Genomic DNA, 12,003 nt, shown 5'->3' on the forward strand with positions numbered 1-12,003 from the left:
GCGGCTTAGTAGCCTTGGTTCTCAAGGCCGGTGATGCGCACCTCGATGTGGGAGTGGCCGAGGGTGATCACGTCGCCGTCGGCAAGCAGCCAGTTCTCAATCGGGGTGTCGTTCACGGTGGTGCCGTTCGTGGATTGCAAGTCCACCAGCACGGCGTCCTGGCCGTTCCAGGTGATCTCCGCGTGCTGGCGGGAGACACCTGTGTCCGGCAGGCGCAGGTCCGCGTCATTGCTGCGGCCCAGGATGTTGGAGCCCTCCTGCACGTGGTAGACGCGGGAGGAGCCGTCCTGCAGCATAAGCGTCACCGCGGGCCCCTGCGGTGCGGGCTCGTTCGGGGTGGGCGCCATAAAGGTGGTGGTTGCGGCCTCATCGGCGTTGTGCGGCTGGGTCATAGAGTCCTCCTGACCATGGTCGTGGTGGAAAATCGCATCAAATCCGGTTTCTTCGGTGGGCTCGTGATCCAAAAAGGAGGACACGCGCAACTGCCCAGTCCGCAGCCCCGACTCCTCCGCGATGCGTACGATGACCGGCCCAGCGAGGGACCAGCCACTGTTACGGATGAAGCGGGTGAGCTGATCAGCTAGATCCTTGGGAACACCCCGGTCTTGGGAGAGGTTCTCGATATCTTTGGAGGATACGCCGACGGTCATGACGTTGGGGCTATACAGCTTGCCATCATCACCGCGGGACAAATTGTCCTGCGCCTCCTGCTTGAGAAGCTCCTCAATCTCAGCGGGGACGACCTTGCCGCCGAAGACAAAGGCCATGCCGTTGTCCAGTCCGCGTTGCAGGGAAGAATCCAGCTTGGCGAGCTTATCTAGCAATGCCATAGGAAGGGCCGTCCTCCTTTCGGGATGTTTTCAGGGAGAGATATAGCAGCGATCAGTATAAGGTGCTTTCCTTGACTTAACGTAGACGCGCGCGGCAAAGTTCCCTGGAAAGTTCAGGTTTGCCAGCGGATTTGTAGATTCGCTGGGGCTGCGTGCTAGAGTTAGCTAGTCGCCAAGACATCAATACCCTGCCCGGGTGGCGGAATTGGCAGACGCGCTGGCTTCAGGTGCCAGTGTCCTTATAGGACGTGCGGGTTCAAGTCCCGCCCCGGGCACGCTGAGCAGTTGAACAAACTGCGACACCGGAGGTAACAAACTCGAAGGAGTTCGTGACCTCCGGTTTCTTTCTTTTTCTGAACTTTGGCGGTCGAGGATTGCAAGTGTGGGGATTTACATCCTAAATCCCGCCCGCGCCGGTCGACACGTCTTTCGAATTTTGTTTTCGATGGTGTCAACAGAGCATTTTGCTCGTAGTTCTGATCTGGCACCCTTGTTCTGAGTCTTCGGCTTGATGTGAAGGCAGTCAGTGTTGCGACCGGCTATTTGGTAGCAGTGTCGTGACTATCTGGTAGCGCTTCAGTGAGTATCTGGTAGCAGCTCGCGGCGCTCGGGGTGATACTTCCGGTAGCCGCACCACTCGGGTGCGGCGCGTACTGGAAGGAGTCCGCTGATGACGGATTACCGTGCGGTGATGACGCTGCTGATTAGGAAGCGTTCTTACCGCCAGATTGAAGACCAGCTCGGGTGCTCGCACCGCGCGATTTCCCGAGCGAACCAAGCGCTGCGAAGCCTTGGCCTGACTACTGCCCAGCAGGTCGCGGCGTTGACGAATGACGAGCTAGACGAGATATTCGTTGATAAACGCACCAGCGGTCAAGGCGAGTTCGTCCCGATTGACTTTGACGCGGTCGTCAAAGCACGCACAGGGCGTGTGAAGCAGACACTGCAAGTATTGTGGGCTCGCTACACCACCACCCCCACCCAGCCGGGCCAGCGTCATTACAGCTACGACCGGTTCCGCCAGCTGGTTGCCTCCCATGTCGATGCGGCCGGGCTTACCGCCCGGATCACCCATGCACCAGGGCATACGATGCAGGTGGACTGGGCAGGGAACAAGATGCGCCTGTACGACCCTGCGGGCACACCGGGTGCGAAAGTCAGCATTTTCGTCGCTTCGCTGCCGTATTCAGGAATGCTGTTTGCTTGTGCGTGTGTTGACCAGCGGCAACAGTCCTGGCTTGATGCACACCGCCAAGCGTTTGACTACTTCGGTGGGGTCTGCCAGGTTGTTGTCCCCGATAACGCGTCGACGGCATCAAACGCAATCAGCACTGCCGATAGGAATCGGAAGGTCAACGACACCTACCAGCAGTTCTTGGAGCACTACAACACAGCAGCACTTCCCACACGCGCGCGTCGGCCGAAGGATAAAGCAAATGTGGAAGCTGCGGTAAAGATCGTCACGCACAAGATCATCCACGCCCTTGAAGACCACCAGTGTGTTGACTTAGATGAGCTCAACGGAAAGATTGTGGGCTTAGTCGATGCGATCAACACCTCCGTGCCGTTTCGCAGTCAGCAGTCAAGCCGCAGGGATCTCTTCGAAGCACACGAGCAGCATCTCCTTGCTGACCTGCCGGCAACCCCGTGGCAACATACCGAGTGGAAGCGTGCGAAAGTAGCCCCGGATTTCCATATCACGGTTGCAACGGTGCGCTACTCCGTTCCGCACCAGCTTGTTGGCCGCACTGTCGATGTGCGCATCACAGGCCAGGTCTTGACCGTCTTTGACCAGGGGACAACCGTGGCAACCCACCAGGTTTCGCATAAGCGTGGGGCCTATGTCACTGACTATGAGCACATTCCATCTGGAATGGACTCCACCCGTGGGCTGTGGACAAGCGATTACTTTTATCGCGAAGCCAGCAAAACCGGCCCGGCAACACGCAAGGTCATCGAAGAACTCATCGCGGCGAAAGCCATCCCGGCCCAGGCGTACCAGTCCTGTAGAAACGTGCTGTCGATGGGCAAACACGGCAACAAACCAATCCTGGAAGAGGCATGCCAGCGCCTGATGGCCAACGACGGCAGCCGACGGGCTGTGTCATATACCGCGGTCAAAAACATGATGGCCGCCATACGCAAAGAACACGCCACCCGGCCCGCGGGTTAGACCAGGCCCCGCGCAGCACCACAGTCAACCAGCCCACCGCCCCTGCAATCACCGACCGGGATACCACCGGCGCGTTTCTCGGCGGTGCAGACCAGTTCAGCATGGACAACCTCGCTAAGAAAGGACACTAAAAGCCCATGTCATCACCAACCCCGCCAGCAGATCGCTTCCTTGACGAGTCCGTCCTGCCCGACTTCACCGCGCTGCGGATGACTGCCTTCGGCAGAAGCGTCATCGACATCGCCAACGATCCCGCATTCGACGCATGGACGTTTTCCCAAAAGGTGCTCTACGCACTCGATAAAGAAGTCGCGGCCAGGCGTGAACGACGCATCAACAAACTGCTAAAAGCATCCCGATCGCCAAACCTTGATGCTTGCCTTGAAAACGTGGTCTGCACGCCTGACCGCAACATCAACCCCGAGCAAGTCAGCAGACTCGCTCACGGACAATGGTGCCACCTGGGCCAAAACATTGTCATCCTGGGCAAATCCTCAGTCGGCAAAACCTACCTCGCCCAAGCCCTGATCACAGCAGCATGCCGCAACGACTACTCCGCACGGTTCTACCGCACCGACATGCTCGCCGCCGAACTGGCAGTCCTCCAACCCGATGACCCCGCACGGCTGAAGTTCATCCAGCACCTCCACGACGTCGACGTCCTGGTCCTCGATGACTTCCTGACCACACCTGTGGATGCCGCGACCGCGCACCAACTTCTCAACATCCTCGCCGGGCGAGAAGGCAAAGTCTCAACGATAGTGACCTCACAATTCACCCCACTGGAGTGGTACAAGTCCATCCCCGACGCCGTGATCTCCGAGTCAATCCTCAACCGACTCGTCTCCGGCGCCGAGATCATCACACTCGAAGGACCAAACATGCGCCTCACCACCAACACATAACCACCAACAACGCCTGAGTAAGACACCGCTACCGGATACTCACTCAGGCGCTACCAGATACTCACCACACCGCTACCATTTCAGTCTTCTGAACACAGTCAGTCCGAGGCTTGATGTTTGCTTTGGTTGGCAAGGTCGAGAGGACAATAGTTTTAATGCATGATCTCGATCTCGTAGTTCGTTTTGGGCTCTGCGGCGTTATGTTCGATATATCTCAGCTGGGACCCATAGGCCAAGCAGTTTTAGGGGTTCCTTGTATGGGAAAGCTCGTCTGCCTAAGCCATCCTTGGCTTTAGCGCCGACTTAGGGGGCACTTGGAATCCTCCAACTGAGGTGCTTCCCGGGTGCTGGAGGATTTCCTAGCGGTTGAGTCCCGATTTAGGAGTTAATCGACTGGGCTGACGCGGATAAGGTTTCCATCAGGGTCGGCAACAACGAAGGTGCGGCCGAAGACATCATCGTAGGGTGGCTGCACAATTTGGACTCCTTTTGATTTCCATACACGGTATGTCTCATCGAGGCGGCTTGCCGGTCCATCCAGCATCAAGCCTATTTCGCTCGTTCGCGGAGTTTGTTTCTCCATGTGGGTGTTATGGCCGGTCCACACAGCAAACAGGACATCCTTTGAAATTTCGAATGCTACATATCGAGGGCTGATGAACGATGGCTGCATGTCGAATAAATCGCTGTAGAAGGCAGTCGAGATCTCTGTATCGGAGACATAGGTCAGGAATAGATTGGGGGTTGGCATTGCCATTCTCCTCTCGGTGAGTGGTGTTGTTTACGTGGACGCAGTGCATTGGAGCACACAAACCTGACAAGGAGTGTCATATTCCGAAAAATATTGTGGTTCCAGCGATAATTGCGGCATGAGATCGGCGCGCCTGTTGTCTATGCTCTTGCTATTGCAAACCCGAGGCCGTGCTACGGCTGCCGAGCTGGCTTCGCATTTTGAGGTTTCCCAGCGCACAATACTGCGTGACGTTGATGCACTCTCGGCCGCAGGAATACCTGTTTATACGGAGCAAGGTATGCATGGTGGGATTGTGCTCGATAGGCGTTCTCGGTTGAACGCTTCTCGATTGGATCCGACTGAGATTCAGCTGATGAGGATTCTTGGTGTTGGGGCAGATTCACTCGCACACTTGGGGTTTGGCCAGGACATCGCCCTGCTGCAGAAGAAAATGAACGCAGTCTCATTCTCGAAAGCGTCCGATACTCATAATTTGGAAGAGAAGGTTCTACTTGATTCCAGTGGCTGGTTTAGCAATGAAACCCAAAGCGACTTAGAAGAGTTACTAGAAGCTGTACGGAAAGAAGCTCGAATTGAGGTCTTGTATCGCCGAAGTGGGGACAAGAAACAGCAACGTGCTGTGGCTGATCCTTATGGGCTTGTACACAAGGGTAGAAATTGGTACTTAGTCGTCGATATCGATGGGGAACCGAGGATGTTGGCAGTCTCGCGTTTAAAAACCTTTCGAGTTTTAGGTCAAGCTGCTCAGCTTCGTTCAGGGCAAAGTTTGGCAAGGGTGTGGGCGCAGCTCGTTGAGCAATTGGAAGAAGACATGCCTGTTCGAATCACCGCACTTCTTCGAGCGAATCGGCTTGATATGGCATCTCGCATTTTGGGATCACGACTTATCCATCATGAACCCGTGGACGAAAACTTTGTCCGTATCGTGGTGGGATATGCAGATATTCAGGGGGTAAGGCAATTGCTTCAGTTTGGGGACCACATCTGGGTCACCGATCCCCCAGAAGCGGTGCGAATTACCGCTGACCTAGCTAACAAACTTGCGAAACGACATAGTGGGACCACAAATCCTGAAGCGTAGAGACCAATGATGGGCATCGGGATGCCGTCGTAACAGCTCTGCTGAAATGGCAAGAGGTGCGCTAATAATCTAGGAGCTCTCGTGAATCTAATGATTGGAGAAAAGTAAGTAACGATGGCTTTCGCTTCACTCGCGGGGTGGTGGAGTAAAGGTTTCGGAGGTTCAGATTGTCTTCATGTGCGAGGGCCTCTTAGGACTGGTGAAGCTCCGGCTGAGCTTAACAGAGGCTAATTTCGATGATTCGGTGAAGTGCCAACTATGCCCGTATAAATTCTTCCCATTTGGTAGAGGACCATCCCAATAAAGGGATCGGCCATACGGGCTGCACTGGTTCAATAGGGGGTACAGGAGGGATGGATGGGATTGGGGGAATAGGAGGAACCGAAAGGACGGGTTTCTGAGGGCCGCTACGTGCATGCTTAAGCGCGGCGGCAGCACCACCATTCAAGTCCCAGAAGTACCCGTTGAAAAAGCGTCCTAAGGTGGTGCTGTTGCAAAGTTGGGTGGAGAACCGCGAACACTCCTTTCTTCGTCGCCTGGCCAGCATTATGGTCCAGCCTGCTTAGATATTCTGGAAGACTCGGTTGACGATCACCGCGTCCGGGTTCGGTTGCCCGTAGGCAAACATCGTGCCTTGCCCTTTCCGCAATGAGTGCATCGCCTCCATCCCTTTCAACGTCCGATATGCAGATGTCCGGTTCTTAAACGCGCCTTTCGGCCCGAGGATCCGCTTCAGCCGACCATGGTCGCCTTCCAGGATGTTGTTGAGGTATTTCACCTGCCGGTGTTCCACTGTTGGCGGGCAGATTCCCTCTGACTTCAACTCGGCGATTGCCCTGGCTAGTGAGGGTGCTTTATCGGTGTTGATCACTCTGGGATACCCGGCTGACGCATTGGATCTGAGGGCCTTGGCCAGGAAACGCTTCGCTGCGGCCACGTTCCGCTTCGGAGAGAGGTAAAAGTCCAGGGTCTGACTACCGGCGGTGATCGCCCGATAGAGATAGCACCACCTGCCGCCGACCCGGATATAGGTCTCATCCACCCGCCAGGAACTGGCCTGCCAGTCAGGTACCTGCCGGTACCACCGTGTTTGCTTGTCCAGCTCAGGGGCGTATTTTTGGACCCAGCGGTAGATCGTGGTGTGATCGACCGGCACGCCCCGCTGAAGTCATCATTTCCTCCAGATCGCGGTAGCTCACCCCGTAGCGGCAGTACCACCGCACTGCCCACAAAATGATGTCACGAGGGGAAATGACGACCGGAGAAGATACCCATGGCTGTGATTATTTCACGTCGCTCTTCCTACTGCCCCAACTTTGCAACAGCACCTTTCAGGGTCGTATGGGGGCAGTGGAGAGAAGTGGTGGATCAGTGGACGGCGGTGGATGCCGGAGTAGGCGTGGTGTGTTCCTCCTTCGGCTCGGTCGGAGCCAGGTGAGCCGGATCCAGATCAGTGCGGCGCAACAGCTGGGCGTTCAGGGCCACCACGATGGTCGAGGCAGACATCAAGATCGCGCCCACGGCCGGGGACAGCACGAACCCGATCGAGGCGAGCGCTCCGGCGGCCAACGGCACGGCGAGGATGTTGTAGCCAGAGGCCCAGATCAGGTTCTGGATCATCTTGCGATAGCTGGCCTGGGACAGCTCAATCATCGACAGCACTGCCCGCGGGTCATCACTGGCTAGGACCACCCCGGCAGATTCCATGGCCACATCCGTGCCGGCACCGATGGCGATACCGACTTCCGCGCGGGTCAGAGCGGGGGCGTCATTGACACCGTCACCGACCATGGCCACGCTCAAACCCCGGTCCTGCAGCTGCGTGACCTTGGTGTCTTTGTCCTGGGGCAGGACCTCGGCGAAGACCTCATCAATGCCTAGGTCCTGACCGACGGCGTGGGCCACCTGCTGGGCGTCGCCGGTGATCATCGCGACCTTCACCCCGCGGTCCTGCAGGGCTTTCACGGCGGCGCGGGATTCGGGGCGGATCTTGTCCTCGACGGCTACCGCACCGATGATCTGACCATCGCGGACAATATGGAGCACACCGGCCCCACGCCCGGTCCAGGCGCTGGTGGTGTCGGTGAGCTCGGCCGGGGTGGTGAGGTTGAACTCGCGCAGCATGTTCGGCCCGCCCACGAGGATCTCAGCGCCATCGACAGTGGCCCGGACCCCCCGGCCGGAGGCGGCGTTGAAACCAGTTGCACGGATTTGCCGACCGGAGGCCTCGGGATGGGCGGCCGCGGCCGCCACGATGGCGCGGGCCACGGGGTGCTCGCTGTCGGCCTCCGCGGCGGCGGCTAGGGCCAGCAGCTCGCCCTCGGTGACGCCGACAGCTGCCGCGATACCGGTGACCGCGTGCGCACCCTCGGTCAGGGTGCCGGTTTTGTCGAAGAGCACCACGTCGATGGTGCGCATCCGCTCGAGCGCCATCCGGTCCTTGATGAGCACCCCGGATTTCGCGGCCCGCTCGCTGGAGATCGCAATGACCAGCGGAATCGCCAGGCCCAGGGCATGCGGGCAGGCGATGACCAGCACCGTGACCGTGCGCACCACGACATCGTCCGGGCTGCCGATGATGGTCCACACCACCGCGGTGATCAGAGCGGAGATCAGCGCGAACCAGAACAATAACGCCGCCGCCCGATCCGCCAGGGCCTGGGCCCGGGAGGAGGACTCCTGGGCGTCGGCAACCATGCGTTGGATCCCGGCCAGGGCGGTGTCCCCGCCGGTAGCCTCCACCCGGATGCGGACGGTGTTGTCGGTGGCCACAGTACCGGCGACCACCTTGTCACCGGTGTCGCGGAAGACGGGACGGGATTCGCCGGTGATCATCGCCTCATCGAATTCGGCGGCTCCGTCGAGGATGGTTCCGTCGGCCGGCACCCGGGCACCGGCCCTCACCAGCACGACGTCGTCGACGACCAGCTCGGAGATGGCCACGGTGCGGGTGGTCCCGTCGATGACTTTCTCGGCCTCATCCGGCAGCAGGGCAGCCAACGCGTCAAGCGCGGAGGACGCGGACCCGAGAGCGCGCATCTCCAGCCAGTGGCCCAGCAGCATGATGGTCACCAGCAGGGCCAGCTCCCACCAGAAGTCCAGGTCAAAACCGCCCAGCCCCAGAGTGGTGACCCAGGAGGCGACAAACGCCACGGTGATGGCCATGGCGATCAGGAGCATCATCCCGGGTTGGCGGGATTTCAGTTCTTTCCATCCGCCCTTGAGGAAAGGCGTTCCGCCGTAGCCGAAGATGATCGTGCCCAGCACCGGGGGGATCCAGGTGGATCCGGGGAATGCCGGGAGGTGGTAGCCGAGCAGGTGGGCGACCATGGGACTGAAAATAGCGACGGGAATGGACAGAATCAGCGACCACCAGAAGCGGTCCCGAAACATTGCGGTGCTGTGTCCGGCGTGTTCGCCGTGACTATGAACGTGGTGGTCTTCGTCCAGGGCGGAGTGCGGGTGATCGTGGGGCATCGCCTGGCCGTGGGTGTCGGCATCTGCGTGGTGTTCGTGGCTGGCATGATCCGGGTGGTGGGTGTGGTCTGTTTCCGGAGCGGGGTGATCACCATGGTGATCACCCGAATGGTGGGGAGTGCTCATGACGTTCCTTTCGCTCAACCCGGTCGGGGTCGAGATGATGAGTAAAACTGATCAGGATAAGACGGTGTAGCCGGCCTCCTCGATGGCCCGGCGAACCATCTCCGGAGGTACGACACCGGTGACCGTGACGGTGGAAACACCACCAGCAGCGAGATCAATCTGGACGTCGTCGACCTGGGGGAGGGCCTGAAGGGCCTGGGTCACGCTTTTCGCGCAGTGCCCGCAGGTCAGGCCGGTGACCTGGTAGCTAGGGGAGGACCCTCCTGCTGACGAGTCGCTGGCGGCAGGGATGGAGGTTGTGTCGGCACGTGAGGCAGGTCCGCAACAGCTGCAGCCGTGGGAGGCCATCGGCAAGAGGCGGGGCGGGGAGGTGATCATGGGAAAGCTCCTTCGGTTCGGTGGGGTGCGGCGATGCCGCTCTCTAGCATATACCCCCCGGGGGTATATTTTCAGCATACCCCAGGGGGGTATAGTTTCAATGGGTCGAGGTCGCGGCCCTCACGCGGGGCAGGGTGTGGTCACCGAGCAGCCTCCTCACTGTCGGGAGGGGACAGCGGGAGGCGGAGGGCAAAGACCGCTCCGCGACCGGGGCCGGGGGAGGTGGCGGTGAGAGTGCCACCGTGGGCCTCGATCAATGCCTTGGAGATGGTCAGACCGATACCGGCCCCGCCGTTGTCCCGGGTGCGGGCGGCATCCCCCCGGTAGAAGCGTTCGAAGATGTGTCCGAGCTGGTCAGGTGGGATGCCCTCGCCGTCATCGGCGACGTGGATGAGCGCGGTGGACGCCCCCTGTCGGTGGACGCTGATCCGGACCTGCCCGCCGGCCGGGGTGTGCCGTAGCGCGTTCGACAGGAGATTGCTCATCACCTGGCCGAAGCGTTGCCGGTCCACGAGCACCCGGGCGGTGTCCGTAATGGTCTCGACCTGTAAATCGACGCCTTTGTCAGCATAAGCTTCCCCCGCGGCAGCAGCGGCGGTATGGAGCAGATCCCCGAGCCCTTCCTCCGCCAGGTCCAAATCGATCCGGTGTTCCTGGGCCCGGGAGACATCGTCAATGTCTTCCATCAACCGGGTCAGGCGGGTGAGTTGGTCAGCCATGATCGTGTGGGTGGCATTATTCCAGTCCACGACCCCGTCCTGGAGACCATCGAGGTAGACTGTGAGCACCGATAAGGGGGTGCCCATTTCGTGGGCCAGATCAGAGAGCATCTGGCGGCGGACCTGTTCGGTGTGTTCCAGCCGGTCGGCCATGGTGTTGAAGGCATGCGCCAGGGTGGTGACCTCGGGGCCTGCTTTTCCGGCGGGCACGCGGATACGGGAGTTGCCGGCCGTCAGGCTGGTAGCGGCGCGGGTGAGATCCTGCAGGGGGGTGCGCAGACGACGCGATAACCACAGGCTGGCCAGCAGGGCGCTGATCAAGGCGGTGGGCAGGGCGACGGCCAGGGTGATCAGGTTGGCGCCCCGGTAGGCCTGCTCGGCATGGAACAGCTCCAGCGAGGGGTCCTCCTGGCCGGTCATCAACATATGATCATGGAACAGGGTCGGACCCACCATCGTGGCCACGGCCGCGGCCACCAGTAGGCTAATCACCACGACCAACACCTGGGCGGCCAGGAAGCGGAAGGTCAGGCCGGGTCCGTGATTCATGGTTGCCCCACCCGGTAGCCCACGCCACGCACGGTGTCGATAAACCCCCGGCCCCGGGTGTCGGTGCCGAGCTTGCGACGCAAGTTGCCGATGTGGACATCGACGATGCGTTCATCACCGACCCAGGTGGTGTCCCAGACCTCGGTGACCAGGTCGTGGCGGGTCAGCACCTGGCCGGGGCGCAGGGCCAGGGCAACCAGCAGCTCGAACTCCGTCCGGGTGAGCTCCACGGTCGTCTCCCCTACCCGCACCTGATGGGCGATGGGGTCAAGGATGAGGTCACCAACGATCAAGGGGGTGGTCACCTGCGGTGGGGTGGTGCTGGTGCGCGGGCGGCGTAGCACCGCATGCACTCGGGTCACCAGTTCCCGGATGCTAAAAGGTTTGGTGATGTAGTCATCCGCCCCCAGGGTCAAACCGCTGATCTTGTCGTCCTCGCTGCCACGCGCGGTGAGCATGAGGATGTAGCAGTCCGAGAAGGTGCGGATCCGTCGGCACACCTCCAGGCCGTCGAGTTCGGGCAGCCCCAGATCCAGCACCACAACATCGGGGGAAAAGCGACGGGTCTCGTCCACGGCCTGAGTGCCGGTGTGCGCCTGGCGGGTATCGAAGCCGGCCCGGATGAGGTAGGAGGCCACCATCTGAGCCAGGGGTTGTTCATCATCGACGACCAGCACCCGCCCCGGGGGCGTGGCGGTGGTCGGTGTGCGGTTAGCCATGGACCCCAGTATCGCTCCGGCCAGGGGGAATATCACCCTCGCTCAGTGCCCAACGGGGAAATCTTCATCAAATCTTCAAACATCACCCTTCGACCGCCGTCACCCCTGCGCCCCACCCCGGGCCGGCGGCATCGCCTCCCCTGGTCGGTTCAGCAGGCGCCACCAGGGATTTCACTGCCTGCACCGCATACCCGGGGCGGGTAGAAGGACATCGCCCACGGCTGTGGGGTGGTGTCCCGGTGGTGACCCAGCCCACCGAATTCGCCCCCTTTTCGCCCTGTTATAAGGCTGT

10 protein-coding genes, 1 tRNA gene and 1 pseudogene are annotated in these 12,003 nt (G+C 60.1%); 4 read left to right on the forward strand and 8 right to left on the reverse strand.

The annotated features are described in order from the left end of the window. Positions 1–5: 5 nt before the first annotated feature. On the reverse strand, positions 6–830 hold the full coding sequence (locus R3O64_RS00200) for a DUF3662 and FHA domain-containing protein (RefSeq protein ID WP_144268824.1): 825 nt from the start codon (positions 828–830) through the stop codon (positions 6–8). Positions 831–1,020: 190 nt separating this feature from the next. On the opposite strand from R3O64_RS00200, the gene R3O64_RS00205 reads away from it, so the two are divergent. The 3 genes from R3O64_RS00205 to R3O64_RS00215 all read left to right on the forward strand — a co-directional run bounded on the left by R3O64_RS00205 (position 1,021) and on the right by R3O64_RS00215 (position 3,908). Then, positions 1,021–1,105: transfer RNA gene (locus tag R3O64_RS00205), tRNA-Leu, on the forward strand. Between the two features lie 395 nt (positions 1,106–1,500). Beyond that, a complete protein-coding gene (gene istA, locus R3O64_RS00210; RefSeq protein WP_339016744.1) occupies positions 1,501–3,003 on the forward strand; it encodes an IS21 family transposase in 1,503 nt (500 codons plus the stop codon). Positions 3,004–3,140: 137 nt separating this feature from the next. Beyond that, a complete protein-coding gene (locus R3O64_RS00215) occupies positions 3,141–3,908 on the forward strand; it encodes an ATP-binding protein (RefSeq protein WP_070624366.1) in 768 nt (255 codons plus the stop codon). 385 nt (positions 3,909–4,293) lie between these two features. On the opposite strand, the gene R3O64_RS00220 is transcribed toward R3O64_RS00215, so the two are convergent. Then, positions 4,294–4,659 (reverse strand): VOC family protein, encoded by a 366-nt coding sequence (locus tag R3O64_RS00220; protein ID WP_143335375.1) that lies wholly within the window; start codon positions 4,657–4,659, stop codon positions 4,294–4,296. Between the two features lie 73 nt (positions 4,660–4,732). Between R3O64_RS00220 and R3O64_RS00225 the strand changes: the two genes are divergently transcribed. Beyond that, a complete protein-coding gene (locus R3O64_RS00225; protein ID WP_222119602.1) occupies positions 4,733–5,743 on the forward strand; it encodes a helix-turn-helix transcriptional regulator in 1,011 nt (336 codons plus the stop codon). A gap of 256 nt (positions 5,744–5,999) precedes the next feature. Here R3O64_RS00225 and R3O64_RS12855 read toward each other — a convergent pair whose 3' ends face one another. The 6 genes and pseudogenes from R3O64_RS12855 to R3O64_RS00250 form a co-directional block, all read right to left on the reverse strand. Continuing rightward, positions 6,000–6,290, reverse strand: a complete 291-nt coding sequence (locus tag R3O64_RS12855; protein WP_425248908.1) for a 4-fold beta flower protein — start codon at positions 6,288–6,290, stop codon at positions 6,000–6,002. A gap of 15 nt (positions 6,291–6,305) precedes the next feature. Next, positions 6,306–7,018, reverse strand: a pseudogene (locus R3O64_RS00230) (IS6 family transposase). Positions 7,019–7,111: 93 nt separating this feature from the next. After that, the gene (locus R3O64_RS00235) at positions 7,112–9,346 is read right to left on the reverse strand and encodes a copper-translocating P-type ATPase (RefSeq protein WP_154762291.1); all 2,235 of its coding nucleotides are present in this window, start codon (positions 9,344–9,346) and stop codon (positions 7,112–7,114) included. Between the two features lie 51 nt (positions 9,347–9,397). Continuing rightward, positions 9,398–9,724: a heavy-metal-associated domain-containing protein gene (locus tag R3O64_RS00240; RefSeq protein ID WP_154762292.1), complete on the reverse strand. Its 327-nt coding sequence runs from the start codon at positions 9,722–9,724 to the stop codon at positions 9,398–9,400. Positions 9,725–9,864: 140 nt separating this feature from the next. Beyond that, positions 9,865–10,992 carry a sensor histidine kinase gene (locus tag R3O64_RS00245; protein WP_070520402.1) on the reverse strand — a complete coding sequence of 376 codons (1,128 nt, stop codon included), beginning with the start codon at positions 10,990–10,992 and terminating at the stop codon, positions 9,865–9,867. After that, on the reverse strand, positions 10,989–11,711 hold the full coding sequence (locus tag R3O64_RS00250) for a response regulator transcription factor (protein WP_118781224.1): 723 nt from the start codon (positions 11,709–11,711) through the stop codon (positions 10,989–10,991). Before R3O64_RS00250 ends, R3O64_RS00245 begins: the two co-directional genes overlap by 4 nt. Between the last annotated feature and the right edge of the window lie 292 nt (positions 11,712–12,003).

Source organism: Corynebacterium hesseae, assembly GCF_037850265.1.
GTDB classification, from domain to species: Bacteria; Actinomycetota; Actinomycetes; order Mycobacteriales; family Mycobacteriaceae; genus Corynebacterium; species Corynebacterium hesseae.